Source organism: Spirosoma knui, assembly GCF_054780635.1.
On the sequence record NZ_BAAGVY010000002.1, the window covers coordinates 418,084 to 434,893 of the forward strand.

17 protein-coding genes are annotated in these 16,810 nt (G+C 50.5%); 16 read left to right on the plus strand and 1 reads right to left on the minus strand.

The genetic code is table 11. The features are described from left to right. Positions 1-438: 438 nt before the first annotated feature. The 5 genes from ACYVIY_RS06405 to ACYVIY_RS06425 all read left to right on the plus strand — a co-directional run bounded on the left by ACYVIY_RS06405 (position 439) and on the right by ACYVIY_RS06425 (position 6,649). Entirely contained in the window at positions 439-1,473 is a 1,035-nt protein-coding gene (locus tag ACYVIY_RS06405) for a glutamine synthetase beta-grasp domain-containing protein (RefSeq protein WP_460975469.1), read from the plus strand. A 148-nt stretch (positions 1,474-1,621) separates the two neighbouring features. After that, entirely contained in the window at positions 1,622-3,811 is a 2,190-nt protein-coding gene (locus ACYVIY_RS06410; protein ID WP_460975470.1) for a glutamine synthetase III family protein, read from the plus strand. Positions 3,812-3,917: 106 nt separating this feature from the next. Continuing rightward, positions 3,918-5,099 carry a M20/M25/M40 family metallo-hydrolase gene (locus ACYVIY_RS06415; RefSeq protein ID WP_460975471.1) on the plus strand — a complete coding sequence of 394 codons (1,182 nt, stop codon included), beginning with the start codon at positions 3,918-3,920 and terminating at the stop codon, positions 5,097-5,099. A 46-nt stretch (positions 5,100-5,145) separates the two neighbouring features. Beyond that, positions 5,146-5,706, plus strand: coding sequence for a hypothetical protein (locus ACYVIY_RS06420; RefSeq protein ID WP_460975472.1), 561 nt, complete (start codon positions 5,146-5,148; stop codon positions 5,704-5,706). 91 nt (positions 5,707-5,797) lie between these two features. Continuing rightward, entirely contained in the window at positions 5,798-6,649 is an 852-nt protein-coding gene (locus tag ACYVIY_RS06425; protein ID WP_460975473.1) for an AAA family ATPase, read from the plus strand. A gap of 59 nt (positions 6,650-6,708) precedes the next feature. Here ACYVIY_RS06425 and ACYVIY_RS06430 read toward each other — a convergent pair whose 3' ends face one another. Beyond that, positions 6,709-7,176 carry an RrF2 family transcriptional regulator gene (locus tag ACYVIY_RS06430; protein WP_460975474.1) on the minus strand — a complete coding sequence of 156 codons (468 nt, stop codon included), beginning with the start codon at positions 7,174-7,176 and terminating at the stop codon, positions 6,709-6,711. A 397-nt stretch (positions 7,177-7,573) separates the two neighbouring features. Between ACYVIY_RS06430 and ACYVIY_RS06435 the strand changes: the two genes are divergently transcribed. From ACYVIY_RS06435 to ACYVIY_RS06485, 11 genes are all read left to right on the plus strand, one after another. Then, the gene (locus tag ACYVIY_RS06435; protein WP_460975475.1) at positions 7,574-8,818 is read left to right on the plus strand and encodes a sterol desaturase family protein; all 1,245 of its coding nucleotides are present in this window, start codon (positions 7,574-7,576) and stop codon (positions 8,816-8,818) included. 2 nt (positions 8,819-8,820) lie between these two features. Continuing rightward, the gene (locus ACYVIY_RS06440; protein WP_460975476.1) at positions 8,821-9,108 is read left to right on the plus strand and encodes a hypothetical protein; all 288 of its coding nucleotides are present in this window, start codon (positions 8,821-8,823) and stop codon (positions 9,106-9,108) included. 3 nt (positions 9,109-9,111) lie between these two features. Beyond that, positions 9,112-10,044 carry a DUF1684 domain-containing protein gene (locus ACYVIY_RS06445; RefSeq protein ID WP_460975477.1) on the plus strand — a complete coding sequence of 311 codons (933 nt, stop codon included), beginning with the start codon at positions 9,112-9,114 and terminating at the stop codon, positions 10,042-10,044. A 123-nt stretch (positions 10,045-10,167) separates the two neighbouring features. After that, positions 10,168-10,986 (plus strand): phytanoyl-CoA dioxygenase family protein, encoded by an 819-nt coding sequence (locus ACYVIY_RS06450; protein WP_460975478.1) that lies wholly within the window; start codon positions 10,168-10,170, stop codon positions 10,984-10,986. A gap of 71 nt (positions 10,987-11,057) precedes the next feature. Beyond that, positions 11,058-11,318, plus strand: a complete 261-nt coding sequence (locus ACYVIY_RS06455) for a hypothetical protein (RefSeq protein WP_460975479.1) — start codon at positions 11,058-11,060, stop codon at positions 11,316-11,318. Position 11,319: 1 nt separating this feature from the next. After that, entirely contained in the window at positions 11,320-11,871 is a 552-nt protein-coding gene (locus ACYVIY_RS06460; protein WP_460975480.1) for a carboxymuconolactone decarboxylase family protein, read from the plus strand. Then, positions 11,864-12,667, plus strand: a complete 804-nt coding sequence (locus ACYVIY_RS06465) for a mycofactocin-coupled SDR family oxidoreductase (protein WP_460975481.1) — start codon at positions 11,864-11,866, stop codon at positions 12,665-12,667. The genes ACYVIY_RS06460 and ACYVIY_RS06465 overlap by 8 nt, the downstream gene beginning before the upstream one ends. Before the next feature lie 342 nt (positions 12,668-13,009). Then, complete coding sequence (locus tag ACYVIY_RS06470; RefSeq protein ID WP_460975482.1) at positions 13,010-14,224, plus strand: vWA domain-containing protein; 1,215 nt, start codon at positions 13,010-13,012, stop codon at positions 14,222-14,224. Positions 14,225-14,297: 73 nt separating this feature from the next. Then, positions 14,298-14,768: a pyrophosphohydrolase domain-containing protein gene (locus ACYVIY_RS06475; protein ID WP_460975483.1), complete on the plus strand. Its 471-nt coding sequence runs from the start codon at positions 14,298-14,300 to the stop codon at positions 14,766-14,768. A 303-nt stretch (positions 14,769-15,071) separates the two neighbouring features. Then, the gene (gene pepT, locus ACYVIY_RS06480) at positions 15,072-16,319 is read left to right on the plus strand and encodes a peptidase T (RefSeq protein ID WP_460975484.1); all 1,248 of its coding nucleotides are present in this window, start codon (positions 15,072-15,074) and stop codon (positions 16,317-16,319) included. Between the two features lie 70 nt (positions 16,320-16,389). After that, a complete protein-coding gene (locus ACYVIY_RS06485) occupies positions 16,390-16,809 on the plus strand; it encodes a DinB family protein (RefSeq protein ID WP_460975485.1) in 420 nt (139 codons plus the stop codon). Position 16,810: the final 1 nt, after the last annotated feature.

A 16,810-nucleotide genomic window follows, 5' to 3' on the forward strand; every position in this document is an offset into this window, starting at 1 on the left:
TATACTGCTGTTGTCGGGAAGGTCTAGTTTATTTATTTACTCCTTGCAGTACGTGGCCAAGAACACCTGAGTCTCCGCCTGTTGTGCATAATTCATAGAGATATAAAGGCCTAGTTAATGATCATCGTATTAAACTCTGACAAATCCTAATTTTTGAATAAATTCTGTTTTTTGTCTTATTATATCCAAAAACGATACCTGTTATCAGGAAATAATCAAATTTGACTGAGAAAACAATAAAATTATAAAGTAGGTGATTTATACTGCCAAATATGGACTTTTTCTGTACTAAGCGAATTTTAATTATAATATTTCCATAAAATCAATAAAAAATACGGTTAAAGAGTAGAGAGGCAGATGTATTTTATTGTTTGTGCCTACTATATTTGCTAAAAGTATCGTAACAAAACCCGTATCAATTAAATCCACCTGTACATCATGGCAAAGGCGAAGTTAGAGTACATTTGGCTCGATGGCTACAAGCCCACCCAAAGTCTACGTTCCAAAACAAAAATTGAAGGTGACTTCTCGGGTAAGCTCGAAGATTGTCCACTGTGGTCATTTGACGGTTCATCGACTGAGCAGGCGCCCGGCGGTTCCTCCGATTGTTTGTTGAAACCCGTCTTTATTTGCCCTGACCCGCAGCGTAAGAACGGTTACCTCGTTATGTGCGAAGTATTGAACGCCGACGGTACCGCACACGAATCGAATGGCCGCGCCACGATCGAAGACGATGACAACGATTTCTGGTTTGGTTTCGAGCAGGAGTATTTCCTGTGGGATATGGCTATCGACAAACCACTGGGCTTCCCGGCTGAAGGCTTCCCAAGCCGTCCGCAAGGTCCTTACTACTGCTCAGTCGGTGCGCAGAATGCCTTTGGTCGCTCGATTGTTGAAGAACACCTCGACGCTTGCCTCGATGCAGGTTTAAACGTTGAAGGGATCAACGCTGAAGTAGCAACCGGCCAGTGGGAATTCCAGATTTTCGCAAAAGGTGCTAAAGATGCCGGTGACCAGATCTGGGTAGCTCGGTACATCCTGGAACGTATCGGTGAGAAATACGGCGTTTCGATCAACTGGCACTGCAAGCCGCTGGGCGCAACCGACTGGAACGGCTCAGGTATGCACGCGAACTTTTCAAACTCAGTATTGCGTACGGCTGGAAACAAAGAAACCTACGATACAATCTGTCAGGCATTCTCGCCCGCTGAGGTTATCAAAGCGCATATCGCTGTGTATGGTGCTGATAACGAAATGCGCCTGACCGGTAAGCACGAGACTCAGTCTATCGACCAGTTCTCGTACGGTGTCTCTGACCGTGGTGCTTCGATCCGTATCCCAATTGCTACGGTAGAGCGCGGCTGGAAAGGCTGGCTGGAAGATCGTCGTCCAAACTCGGCGGCTGATCCATACAAAGTTGCTGCCTGCATCATCAAGACCGTAAAATCGGCAAATGTGCTGGAGACAGCCTAGTCATAGATTGACGTAGTGTAAACTACAGATAGACCAAAAGCCTGACCAGTACGTACTGGTCAGGCTTTTTTTATTACGTCGTTGTAATCTGGCCCAATGGCGTGTATGTTTGGTTAATTTTTAACTAAAAAACCACCCCAACCGTACCATGTCTAACTTCCGGTTTAAGGCGCTGGAAATTGCACAGAGTCGTCATGCAATACCGGTCGCGGCCCCTACCGAGCGCGTTGGCGATTTCTTCGGCAGCAATACATTCAACAACGAAGTCATGCGGACGCTGCTTTCTCCCGAAGCGTACCTGAAAGTGACGGAGGCTATTCAAACCAACGGAGCCATCGACCGCACCATTGCCGACGAAGTAGCAGGTGCCATGAAGTCGTGGGCAACGTCGAGAGGGGCCACGCACTACACCCACTGGTTTCAGCCGCTGACGGGCGAAACTGCGGAAAAACACGACGCTTTCTTCGACGTAACGGTAGATGGAAAAGCCATCGAGAAATTCAAAGGAAGTGCGCTGGTCCAGCAGGAGCCCGATGCGTCTTCGTTTCCGAGTGGTGGGCTACGTAATACGTTTGAAGCCAGGGGCTATACCGGCTGGGACCCTTCGTCGCCCGCCTTTTTGATGGACAATGGAGCCGATGGTAAAACGCTGTGTATTCCTTCCGTTTTTATTTCCTACACGGGCGAAGCGCTGGATTATAAAACGCCCTTACTCAAAGCCCTGAACGCGATCGACAAAGCAGCAACGGCCGTTTGTCAGTATTTCGACCGGAACATCTCGAAAGTGACGCCCACCCTCGGACCCGAGCAGGAGTACTTTGTAGTTGATCGGGCCTTATTCTACGCCCGCCCTGATCTGGTACTGGCGGGTCGGACGGTGTTTGGGCACTCACCCGCGCGGGGGCAGCAACTGGAAGATCACTATTTTGGCTCAATTCCGCCCCGGATCAACGCGTTCATGGTCGATTTTGAGTTTGAGTCGATGAAGTTGGGTATGCCCGTACGGACCAGGCATAACGAGGTAGCACCTGGTCAGTTTGAGGTAGCCCCTACGTTTGAAGAAGTGAATCTGGCCATCGACCACAACGCCCTGCTCATGGATCTGATGGATAAGATCGCCGAGAAACATAACCTCAAAGTGCTTTTCCACGAGAAACCGTTTGCGGGCATCAACGGCAGTGGGAAACACAACAACTGGTCGCTGGGAACGAATACGGGCGTCAATCTGCTGGCACCGACCTCGAAACCTAAAGAAATTCTGCGTTTTCTGACGTTCCTGGTCAATGTAATCAAAGCGGTTCATGATAATGCCGATTTGCTACGTGCCAGTATTGCCTCGGCCGGTAACGAACATCGGCTGGGAGCTAACGAAGCGCCACCCGCTATTATGTCGATCTTTCTGGGCGAAACCCTGACCAGGGCGCTTGAGGATCTGGAAACAAAGAATGAGATTTCGCTGAATAAAGGCGATAACGTTTATTACAAACTGGGGCTGAACCGCATTCCGAACCTGATGCGTGACAATACGGACCGTAACCGGACGTCACCGTTTGCGTTTACGGGCAACAAGTTTGAATTCCGGGCGGTGGGTAGCTCCGCCAATTCGGCTTCAACAATGACCGTACTCAACGCGATCGTAGCGGACCAGCTCAACCAATTCAAAACCGAGTTGGACAGCCGTTTGGCCAGGGGGGAAAAGAAAGAACTCGCCATTGTCGACATTCTCAAAGAATACTACGCCAATACGAAGCGAATCCTGTTCGAAGGAAACGGCTATTCCGACGAGTGGGTCGAAGAGGCTGCTCAGCGTGGTTTGTCGAACATTAAGTCGTCGCCGGAGGCCTTAGCGGTATTTGTGCAGCCCGAGTCGCTGGCACTTTTCGAACGTATCGGCGTCATGAACCATGCCGAAGTAGAATCGCGCTACGAGATCGAACTCGAAAAATACATCAAAAACGTGCAGATTGAATCGCGAGTCATGGGCGATCTGGCGATGAATCACGTTGTCTCGACGGCGCTGAAATACCAGAACAAATTAGCCGAAACCGCTCGCAATCTCGTCGAGCTGGGTATGACTGCCGAAGCTGAACCGATCAAGGATTTGCTGCGCGAAATCTCCAGCCGCGTTGTGGTCATTAAAAAGCAAACTGAGTCGATGATCGAAGCGCGAAAGAAAGCGAATAACGTAACAGATACGGTCGAACGCGCCAGACTCTATTCAACAGAGGTAAAAGATCATTTCGATACGATTCGGTACGAAGTAGATAAACTGGAGCAGATCGTTGATGACGAAGACTGGCCGTTGATCAAATACCGCGAACTGTTATTTATCAAGTAAATTCAATTGGCACCATCTGGCCTGATGGTGCCAATTTCTAATCGCTCATTTAGCAAAAGCCTGATACCTAAGTATTAACTGCTCAGGCTAAATCCATTAATTGTTGATGTTCGCTCCAGATGTTTTCCTGCGTGATCTGTGCCGGTTACCGCACCGGGGAGCGGCTACGTCCCAGGAACGCGAGGCTGCCCGGCTCCTGCAAACATACCTAGCTGATTTGGGCGCAACGGTTCATGCCGAAGCCTTTCAGACGCCAAAGACATACGTAACGGTTGTTTATTGGCTGCTCGGTGGCTTGCTGGTGGGACTTGCTCTGGTGCCCGTAACCGGCGTGGCCATTGGACTGGTCTGGTATTTCGCGTTCATGGCCTGGCGGTACTTCAACTGGCAATATTCGTTTGCGACCCGGTTTCCAATTCAGCACACGGCCTACAATGTTGTCGGGCGCTGGCCAGCGAGCAAAGCGGGAGAGAGGGGACGGAAAGTGATCCTGATGGCGCATTACGATACCGCGCCGGTCTCGCTGCTGTACGGACCGAAACGGCAGGCGTCATTCCAGACATCGCTGATTGTATCGCTTGGCCTGATGGCCATGGCAGCCATGGTCGCTACGTTCGAAGCGTTTGGGGCAGCGCTACCGTACACAACGTATTTACGTTACGCCCTGATGGCGTATTTCGTTGTGCAGGCCATAACTGGTACGGCTGGCTACTGGCTAAGCGGGTATACCAACGGGGCTAGTGACAATGCGACGGGCGTTGCGGCTGCGTTAGCCACCGCCGATCGACTGCGTCACCTGCCCGACCTCGACGTAGAAGTGGTGCTGACCAGCGCCGAAGAAGCGGGTATGATTGGCGCTTATTATTACGTCCAGGCGCACAAAAAAGAATGGAACCGTAGCCAAACGATGGCTATCAATTTCGATACGCTCGGCGCGGGCCAACTGACTATTGTAGAGCAAACAGGAACGGTAGAGGTGATAAAATACGACAACGAGCCAACCAGATTGGCCAAGTCGCTGGTAGGAACCGATGCTTTTTCAGGACGAGTGAAGGTTGGTCAGTGGCACACAGCTGATTTTGACAGTGTCTGGTTTGTTCGTTCCCGCGTACCGGTGCTGGCTTTATGTGCCTTAGACGCTGATGGTCGTATGCCGCGTATCCACCAGCCCGATGATACGTTGGCCCAGGTTGATATGCGGCCCGTAGAGGCAGCCGTTGATCTGGCGGAGGCCGTACTGAACAAATGGCTAATCGGGGAAAAGTCCGCGCAGTCTCCGACGGCGTAGGCTCATTATTCGTTCTTCCTAGCGGAATATCCATTACTTTTGCTGTATGGCAAATTACAGAAACGAGGGCTATGACCCGGAAGAAATAAACGCGCTCAAAGAAGAGTGTCAGCAGGAGGGTAAGTCGTTTATTTATGTCGAAGACGACGACCTGGACGTACTGGAGTCAGGCGAATGCGTTCATATTCAGTTTCCTGGGCATTATCAGGGTGAAGAAGTTATCTTCGATACGCTGGTCTATACCCTCCGGCTGCACCACAGCAGCCTTGTCTACGAAATGGCGGTTGAGCAGGTCCGCAAAACCTATCCGGAGTACGTTCCGCCCGAAGATCGGCAGCCCGGCTATAAAATTGCGCCCGAGATGGAAGAAGAGGCCGAAACCGCTTTGACCGAAATCATTGAAGAGATCGAAGAAACCGAAACGGTTAAGGTACAGGAACACGTTGAAGTGGATACGCAGTCGGACTATGGTATCGCGCTGGATGTGTGCCTGCACGTCGAAGAGATCAACGACGAGGTTATCGAAAATTTCATCCGGAGCTTCAACGCCAACGCTTTATCGCTAGACAATACGCTGTATTCGTTCACCAGCGAAAGCGAAGAATAAAACCTGTCATTCGTAGTCATGGATGGTCATTAAGTGTCAATCCTTCTACTACTGGCAATTGATGGCTACGGATGACTATCCACGACTACGAATGACTCTATTTTCGGGCACCGCCACCTACGTTGCCACCCGTGAGTTGAGCCTGGCCGTTAACGCGGCCATTCAACTTCAAAAGCCCTTACTCATCAAGGGTGAGCCAGGCACGGGTAAGACTCTTTTAGCGTATGAGATTGCGCAGGCACTCGGTAAACCGTTGTTTACCTGGCACGTTAAATCGACTACCTCGGCGCATCAGGGTTTGTATGAGTACGATGCCGTTTCCCGATTGCGGGATTCGCAGTTGGGCGATGGCAGCGGACGGGTTAGCGATCTGGCCAACTACATCCGGAAAGGTAAGCTCTGGGAGGCTTTTGAGTCGGAAGAGCAGGCCGTTTTGTTGATTGATGAGATCGACAAGGCCGATATTGAGTTTCCTAATGACTTACTGCAGGAACTCGATCGGATGGAGTTCTACTGCTACGAACTGCAACAGACCATTTCGGCGAAGCACCGCCCTATAGTCATCATCACCTCAAATAACGAAAAGGAGCTGCCCGACGCGTTTCTGCGTCGGTGCTTTTTCCATTTCATCCGCTTCCCCGATCGGGAGACGATGCAACAGATTGTAACGGTTCACTTCCCCAATCTGCCGCAGGAGCTGATGGCGAAAGCGATGTCAGTCTTCTACAGCATTCGCGACGTAAAGGCCCTGAAAAAGAAGCCGTCGACGAGCGAACTTATCGACTGGATACGTCTGCTGCTGGCGGCCGGAGTAACCCACGACGATTTAAATGACCTCGACGCGCTCAATGAACTTCCGCCGTACCTCGGATCATTACTCAAAAACGAACAGGATACCGATCTGATGACCGCGTTACGTCGAAAAGGCGGTCGACCGTACTAAGAAATTAATTATGAGCAAGAAAACGTACCGTTAAACATTGCTCATAATTAATCTTTCCTTCACTCCAGGCTCGATAGCTTCAACCGTGTACCGGCGACTTCAGTAGGGGGCTCGTGTTTGCTTAACAGCATGGTCAAGGTTGTTCGCTCGTACACCGCCAGGTTGGCGTCACGCACTTTCAACATAATTGGCCGAATGGTGCAGGTGTCCTCATCGGCGCAATCGTCGCACTTGACGTAAAAGTTTTTGGATACGCAGGGTGTCGGGGCGATAGGGCCGTCGATGATGCGTACGACCTGGGCCAGATTGATGCGGTCGGGTTCAACGCGCAATTGATAACCTCCTCCTTTCCCTTTCTGACTTTGCAGCAGCCCGTGGTTACGAAGGTCTAATAAGATTGTCTCCAAAAATTTTTGCGGAATACCTTCCTGGGCCGCGATCTGAGCTATTAACACCGCCCCTTTTCCGTACGCTTCCGTCAGCACCTTAAGTGCTTTTATGGCGTATTTGGCTTTTTTTGAGATCATGTTGCAAGTTGGTTAGTGCTTATTTCCGATAGGCTTAACGTATTAATCTATTAAATCAATCAAGTATATGCACTTATTTTGAAACTACAAATTTTATGTGTTGCTTTACCCGCTCTAGCCGACGGTTATAAGACTAATTGAGCGTATGGCACTTGAAACAATTTGTTACAAAGCTGAGGAATAGGAGCTGTAACAGCTAGGAGGGCAAATCACCTAAAACCAGATAGACTATTATGTAAATGCTTGACAATCAAATTTTTGAAATTTTCATTGCGTCGTATTTATTCGATGACCACCTTTGCGACATCGGCCATTAGCCACTGTCAGGTAGAGTGCCAGGAGTCAGTTTTGCGCTGGCTTATTTATTTCCTTAATAAATCTATTTATTATATAGATTATGAGTGTTATAGATAAAAGTTGGTTAGTGTATGCAATACCCTTGTTCCTATTGGTTATGGGCATTGAGTATGCCGTATCGCGATGGACGAAGAAACGCTACTTCCGTTTCAACGATTCGGTGGCAAATTTGAGCGTTGGTATTGCGGAGCGTTTAGTAGACATCTTCACTGTCGGTGCCTTTTATGGATTTTATGACTACCTGAATTCGCACTACGCGCTGCTAACCATTCAGCCTTCCATCTGGACCTGGCTATTTCTGTTCATAGCTACTGATTTTGTCTGGTACTGGTATCATCGGTTAGCGCACGAAGTCAATCTGTTTTGGGCAGCTCACGTCGTGCATCACCAGAGCGAGGAGTTTAACTACACTGTTTCGGCAAGAATAACAGTTTTTCAAGCCATCATTCGAACGGGTTTCTGGTCGATATTGCCCATTATTGGCTTTCCGGCCGGCATGATTACGACGCTATTGCTGGTGCATGGCCTGTATCCGTTTTTCATTCACACCCGTACGATTGGCCGCTTAGGCTGGCTGGAATATATTCTGGTGACGCCTTCGCATCATCGGGTGCATCACGCCAGTAATCCGCAGTATTTAGATAAGAACTACGGCGATGTCTTAATCATCTGGGACAAGCTCTTTGGTACGTTTGTGGCCGAAACCGAAGAGCCCGTTTACGGATTGACAAAACCATTAAAGAGTTACAGCTTTCTCTGGCAACATTTTCACTTCTTTCTTGAACTGGCCCAGGCCGTTCGGCGAACGCCGGGCTTACGAGCTAAACTACAGGTCTTGTTTGGCCGTCCTGACCGGGTGGACGAACAGATTCGAGATGAGTTGGCGGCTCAATTCCTGCCCGATAGCATTCTGCCCGAAGTGCCTTACCCAACCAGGCGTCCTCGTTTTCGGGGGTACGTAATTGGACAAATCGCAGTTGTACTGCTTTTGCTGTTTGGCTTGATCTTACTCGAAGGGTCGCTACCGATCGTGTGGCAGGTCCTGATCGCTGGCTCTATTTTGCTTACCCTTATTAATTGCGGGGCCTTACTCGAACAGCGCCGTTGGGTGCTGCACGTAGAGCTAACCCGACTCATTATGCTCTGGATGCTTCTGTATGCAGTTACTGCCAGCCCCATGCTCATCGTGCTGGCGTATATCGGCGGGTTATCCTGGTGGGCGTACCAGACGCTCATCCGGCGCTACTACTTCGGTTTTTTATACGGCTTTTCTAATCAACAATGACCATGCTACGTCAACCGATCAGTTCATGGGCTGGCACCTGCCAGACCCTGGCCTACCAGCCGACCATCTATCAGATCATTGGTTTTGATCGACTCAACTTTGTTGATGATATCGCCAATGCGGTGCCCCAGGATGAATGTTGTCGGATCATGAGCTTGTCGTTCGAGGCCGATGGCGTTCGGGTAGAAGGTCGCCTAATGGTTCAGGTTGGTAACGCGCACTATCGTCTGCTCATTGATCGGCAACTGCGCGCGATACGGGGCTTGGTCAGTGTTCAACAAACAGCTTGAGCTATGAACAGATTGAGGTTAAACAAAGGAGTACGTAACAGTTACGCGAAGGCGTTTTTCTGGATGTGTGGCCTGTCCTGTCTAGTACTGTTGTCTTTTCGAACCGATGATCCGGCCTACCGCGAACAGCTTGATGGATGGCACCGGCAACGGATTGAGGCATTGAAGAGCGAGAACGGCTGGCTGAACCTGGCGGGCTTGTACTGGCTGAAAGAAGGCTCCAACGATGCTGGAACGGATTTGGGGAATGACCTGACCTTCCCGATGGGTGTGGCACCGAGCAACCTGGGCGTCTTTCATCTGGTCAACGGTGTGGTGCAATTCGATGCGGCACCGGGCGTAGTCGTTGAAGCTGATGGACAGCCGTTACTGGAAACCAAAACCATCTTCGCACCCGGTTTGAAGAAGCCCGTTACGCTGGCCCACGGTTCGTTACGTTGGTTCGTGATCAAACGGGGTGATCGATATGCGGTGCGGTTACGTGACCTCGATAGCCCATTGTTAAAAGAGTTTACCGGTATCGACCGCTTTCCAGCCGATGAAAGCTGGCGCGTAAAAGCCCGGCTCGAACGACCAACTCAGCCCCGAACGATACCCATTCTTGACGTAACAGGACAAATTTCACAGCAGCCGCTGGTAGGTACGCTGGTGTTTGAACGGACTGGGCAAACGTATCGGCTCGATGCGGTCGGAGAGGGGAGTACGAAACTGTTTATCCTGTTCGGTGATCAGACCAATGCGGCACAGACGTATGGCTCCGGCCGGTTTCTGTATGCGGATATGCCCGGCACCGACGGCCTGACTACCCTGGATTTTAACCAGGCGATTAACCCACCCTGCGCGTTTACACCCTTCGCAACTTGCCCGATTCCGCCTAAGCAGAACCGGCTGGCCATAGCGATCCAGGCTGGCGAAAAACGCTATAGTGATCATTAAAAAAAAGATAAAAAACGGTAACACCGCATGTCAGTCTATCCGATGCGCGCTGACCGTTTACAACACCACGTTACTTTTTTCATTGAATGCCTGTCAATACAGGCTGTTTAATTGTATTTAATAATGGTAGAAATGATTGCCGACACCTCCGCTAAGCTTACCCGTGTACTTTCTAACGAAGAGCTTGCCTTCTTCTCTAAAAACGGATACCTCCATATCAAGAATTTCGTTGATCGGGAAACCGTCAATACGTTCCTACGCGAGATACAGCGAATTGAATCACGCTGGCTGGCCGAAAACGTTGATAAAGTCAATGGCGTCCCCCTAAAATTCGGGCACGACGAAACCGGGCGACATATCATTCAGCGGTTTGCGTTTACATCGCTGTATAGTCCGGTGCTGCGGGAGTTTTTGCAGGATGAGCGGTTGCAAAGTTTAACCCAACTGCTGGCTCCGTATCAGGGCCGAATTAGTCCGGAGGAAAAAGACGGGCTGGTCGTCAATCATTACGTCCGTACACCCGATTCAAACTTTTCGCGGATGGGTTGGCATACCGATAGCCCACGCGATCTGTTCCTGGGGCAGCGCATCCTACCGATGCTGAACGTAGGCCTTCACCTGGACGATTGCCCACAACGTAACGGAGGATTACGGGTGCTGCCCGGCACTCACCGGCAAAATACCCTGCTAACGCTTTTCCGAAAACGGCAATTCATTGACCATCGACCCGACCGGCGCGAGGTTGGATTCGATATTGAAGCGGGTGATCTGACCATTCACAACGGCAGTCTGTGGCACCGCGTTGAACAGTCGCCTTACCTGGGAGCCGCCAGTCGTCGGCGGGTGATGTATATCCCCATCATCACGGGAGACTATCAGCCTAAGCACGCGGGCAGTAAAACCCCATTCTATCATCGGTTTGCCAAACGTTTTCAGGATTAGTCGAGCCCTTGCTTACGTTGTTTGCCGAAATACCACCGGTTGGAAAACGAATTTGTAAACCCTTACTTCAAATGCAAAGCGGACCGAAAGCCGCCTATTTTCAGGATCAACCGTTTCCGGATCAGTTAAACGTTATCTGGCAACGCGGGACATTACTCGAAACCCGACGTATTCCGGGTTTCTGGTTGCATCTGTACGCACTTGATACATTTTTTGTAGAAATGTGGGTATGCCAGCGACGTTATGACGTTTCGTTAGTACGTGTGCTGGCTTGCACCGACGAGTTAGAACCCTACTTAGACCGACTTTCGGTCGATAAACTAATTCTGTAATATGCCCCGTATCGATCCGTTGCCCGAAACTGCGGCTTCTGAAAACTTAAAGGCGGCCTGGGCGCAGCATATTGCTGACTACCCCGGTTCGCGGATTACGAATATGAAAGCGACGCTCAGCCACTCGCCGTTGGCGTTTGAGGTGTACATGCAATGGTATCCGCTTTATCACGAAGTTATCGGGATAGTCGGCGATCGGTCGGCCTATCTGTTTGCTCATGCTATATCGGAAGCCAGCAACTGTCCGCTTTGCACGACCTTTTTTCGTAAGATTATTATCGAGCATGGCGAACGGCCCGAGGACTTGACCCTTACCGACGATGAACAGCACCTGCTCGACTTTGGCGCTGCCATTGCGCAGAATCGGGGCGTCGTGTCCGACGAATTGTACGAACCCATCAAACAGCGCTTTACCGGGGCCGAGATCGTTGTGCTGATCGCGTTTGCCGGACAGATGATTGCGACCAACCTGTTTAACAACGTGCTGGACGTAAAGATTGACGAATATTTATATCCGTACCTCTCCTTAACGCAAGCGACGACCCATGCCTGAACTAGCCGGAAAAGTAGCCTTTATAACTGGAGCGGCTCACGGACAAGGTCGGGCAGTTGCCCTAGCGTTGGCTGCAGAGGGCGCTAACCTTGTCGCGTTTGATGTGGCTAAGAACCTAAGCTATCCGGCTTACACCTTTGGGTCAACCGATGAACTCGATTCGTTAAAGCGCGACGTAGAACAATGTGGCGTTGGTTGCCTGACGGTAGCGGGTGACGTGCGTTCGGATGCCGATATCAGCAGAGCCGTTGAGCAGGCCTTAGCTACATTTGGCCGGATTGATATTCTGTTCAACAACGCCGGTATCTGCGCCTACGGCCTGGCCCACGAGCTATCCGAGGATGAGTGGGACTCCATGCTCGATATTAACCTGAAAGGAGCCTGGCTAGTGGCTCGGCGCGTGATTCCGGTTATGATCCAGCAGAAATCCGGCGTCATTATCAACAATTCGAGTATTGCCGGTTTGCGCGGTATGAATCGGTTAAGCCATTACGCAGCTTCCAAATGGGGACTGGTCGGCCTTACGAAGTCGTGGGCCATCGAACTGGCTCCGCATGGCATTCGAGTCAACTCGATTCACCCAACGGGTGTCAACACACCTATGAACGATGGACTGGCCGCGCTGGAAGGCACAACAACCCAGGAAATTGCCGAGCGGTCAGCAGGAAACCTGTTGCCGGTTCCCTGGGTCGAACCGGAGGACGTATCGGGTATGGTGTTGTACCTGGTTTCGGATCGCGCCCGCTATATCACAGGCTCGCAATTCGTCCTCGACGCGGGGCTTTTGACTCGATAGGTTAATAAAAGGCTGACGCCTAGTCCTTCGACTCCCCTCAGCATGACAGCTTACAGAGTTGTGTTTAGTCAAACGGTTATAGGGAGAATATCATCCTAAGCGGAGTCGAAGGACTAGGCGTCAGCAACTACCACAGGCTGGCAGTCACTGTCCATGGCCTGTGTCCTCACAGGCCATCCGACGGGAGGATTTGGAATTGCTAGCGCATAAGTGGTCTGTGATAACATAGACCGCGGAGTAGCCATTACGAGTAAAGCGTTCAGCGCTAACGAAACGGTGCAGTCGTTGTTATCCCGATAAGAAGCTCTTTACTTTGGGTTCGTTTCTCATTCGTCGTTGCTCATGTTTCTCGACTTCTTTCTGCTTTTACGGCAACATGCCTTGCCCGTTACGTTGCCGGAGTATCTGACGTTGTTGTCGGCCCTGCGGAGCGATGTGGGCGGCACGAGTGTCGAGGATTTTTATTACCTGAGCAAGACGGCTCTTGTTAAGCACGAGCAGCACCTCGATCTGTTCGACCGGCTATTTGGTGAATACGTATCCGGTAAGCAGTCCACTCCTCCGGAACGTTTACCTAACGTACCGCCCGACTGGCTGCGGGATGCCCTCGACAGTCAGTTAATGGAAGAAGAACGGGCGGCTTTCGAACAAACGGGCGGCTTAGACACGCTTTGGCAGCAACTGCGTGACTTACTCGATCAGCAAGACGATCGTCACGAAGGAGGCAACCGGTGGATTGGTACAGAAGGTACGTCGCCGTTTGGTACCAATGGCAAACAAGGCTCTCCCGAAGGCTTTACTATGAATCCGGATGAAAACGGAAGATCGCGCGGGAATCGTTCTGCTGCGAAGATCTGGGAACAACGCGCGTACAAAAACCTCGATGACAACATTGAGTTGAATACCCGCAATCTCAAAATGGCGTTACGTCGGCTCCGTATATTAACCCGTGAAGGGACCGAAGACGAGCTGGATATTGATCGAACCATCGACAGCACAAGCCGAAACGCCGGCTATCTGGACATAAAAATGCAACCCTCGCGCCAGAATCGGGTGAAAGTGCTGATGCTGTTTGATGTGGGCGGATCAATGGACGAATACATTGAACTCTGTTCGCATTTGTTCTCGGCGGCTCGCTACCAGTTTAAGCACCTTGAGTTCATGTATTTTCATAACTGCGTTTATGAGACGTTATGGAAAGACAACTCACGCAGAAGAGAACGTGTACCAACCTGGGAGGTGCTACACAAGTACAATAAAGAGTACAAAGTGATTTTTGTGGGCGATGCCGCAATGGCGTCTTACGAGATTACGATGGCTAAGGGCAGCGTTGAGCACTATAATGAAGAAGCAGGAATTGTCTGGCTCGATCGCTTCAAAGCGCAGTATCCGCACATCGTCTGGCTTAATCCGAACATAGCCGCGTATTGGGAATATACGCACAGCACCCAGCTCATTCGTGAATGGTCGGGTAATCGCATGTTCCCCTTAACGCTCAATGGCCTGGAGCAGGCGATGAAATGCCTGAAGAATCCGAAAATCACCTTTATTCCTTGACAGATTCTGTTGATCTGGCTTGCGGGCTTATTTTTGCGGGCACAAGCATCTCTCGAATCAACAGAACCTGACCATGCAGCAACCGGATTCTTTGAACCAGGTGGCGGAGTTTCACCGTACCTTTCACGCACCAATCTTAGAGACACCTCAGATCCCATCACCGGCCAGAGCTCAACTGCGGGTGTCGCTATTGGCGGAAGAACTCGACGAATTTCGCGAAGCCATTGCTGAGGGCGATATTGTAGCCGCTGCGGATGCCCTTTGCGATTTACAATACGTATTGTCGGGGGCCGTTCTGGAGTTTGGCCTGGGGGATAAATTCAAAGCGTTGTTCGATGAGGTTCAGCGTTCAAACATGAGCAAAGCCTGTTTGACGGTCGAAGAAGCGGAAGCTACGGTTGCCCAGTATCAGGCCAAGGGCGTCGACTGTCATTACGTTGAGTCAGACGGCAAATTCCTGGTCTATCGCGACGCCGATCACAAAACCCTGAAAAGCGTAAACTATTCACCTGCCGATCTAAAGATGATTGTAGAAGGTCATTGATTGTCGTTGACCATTAAGTCATTGAGAGTTATTTCGTCAACCGAATGAATAACTCTCAATGACTTAATAACCAATAACCGCTAATGATCACTGACTAACGTGAATTGTGGATTCTCCTCTGACCTCAAATGAACGACTTTTGTCATCCCGACCAAAGGAGGGATCTTCGGGAGCCGGAGGAAATAGCAGCCTCGTCCGAAGATCCCTCCTTTGGTCGGGATGATAAAAGCCTCTATTTATCTATTTGACGTACAGATATTTAGTATACTCAACATTCCTAATTCGCGTTAACTACTAATGACCATGAACAACTATCAATACACTGTTGTTGACCGGTTTCTGCGTTACGCTCAGATCGATACGCAGTCGGACCCGCAATCAACGACGAATCCGAGCACCGAAAAGCAGAAAGACCTGAGCCGCGTTCTGGTGCAGGAGCTGCTGGACATGGGCGTCACCGATGCTGAACTTGATGAGTGGGGCTACGTCTATGCCACCATTCCGGCCAGTACCGATAAGGCCAACGTACCGGTGATTTGTTTCTGCTCACACGTCGATACTTCGCCCGACGTAACGGGGGCGGGTGTAAAACCCATTATTCACCGCAACTGGAATGGTTCCGGCATTACGTTACCTGATGACTCGGCCCAGGTAATCCGAATAGCTGACCATCCCGATTTAGAGCAGCAGATCGGTAACGACATCATTACGGCCAGTGGCACTACGTTGCTCGGGGCTGATAATAAGGCGGGAGTAGCCGAAATCATGGATGCTGCACATTATTTAATCTCGCATCCAGAAATAAAGCACGGTCGTATTCGCTTGCTGTTTACGCCCGACGAAGAAGTGGGTCGGGGTACGGAAAAGGTGAATATTCAAAAGTTGGGAGCCGACTTTGGCTATACCATCGATGGCGAAGCGTTGGGTACGCTTGAGGATGAAACGTTCTCTGCCGACGCAGTAACCATTACTATCCAGGGCGTAAGCACGCACCCCGGCTTTGCAAAGGGCAAGCTCGAGAATGCTCTGAAAATTGCCGCCGACCTGTTAGCATCTTTGCCGAAGGATACGCTTTCACCTGAAACAACCGAAGCAAAAGAAGGCTTTGTGCATCCAACCCGATTTGAGGGTAACCAGGATACGGCAGTTGTGGAATTTATCATCCGTGATTTTAGCGTAGCAGGATTGCATGAAAAGGAAGAGTATCTGAAAGGCAAGCTCGACCAGGTACTAGTCCACTACGCTGGCTCGTCGGCGCAGTTTGTGGTGAAGGAGCAGTACCGCAACATGAAAGAAGTGCTTGACCAGCACCCGGCCGTGGTCGAAAACGCTCTGGAGGCCATTCGACGCACGGGTTTATCGGCCGAACGACGTAGCATTCGGGGTGGTACGGACGGATCGCGGCTGTCGTTCATGGGACTGCCGTGCCCAAATATCTTCGCGGGTGAACATGCGTTCCATTCCCGGTTAGAATGGGTGTCGGTACAGGATATGCAGAAGGCAGTTGACGTCATTGTCAATCTGGCGCAGGTTTGGGAAGAAAAAGCGTAAGATGGAAACCGACTTTAAATCACTATCCCAATCGTTCGTGACACTGTACGCACGGGATTTAAATCGTCTCATGCAGCAGATAGAGGCTTATGAAGACGAGCGTATGCTATGGGAGGTTGCGCCGGGTATCAATAATTCGGCGGGTAACCTCTGTCTGCACCTGATCGGAAACCTGAACACGTACATCGGTGATAACCTGGGTAACATACGCTACATACGGGACCGGCCCGCCGAGTTTTCCGACAAGCACATCCTTAAAGTGACGCTTCTGAGCAGTCTGCAAGACACAAAAACACGAATCACAACAAGTCTAGAGAAACTTACTGACGACCAGCTGGGAAATCCATTTCCAGATGAGGTGCTAGGCTACCCTATGACCATTCACTACTTCCTGGTACACCTGGCGGGCCATCTGAACTATCACCTCGGCCAGATTGATTACCACCGGCGTTTGCTGACGCAAGGACGAACGATAGATTATAAAAACTGAG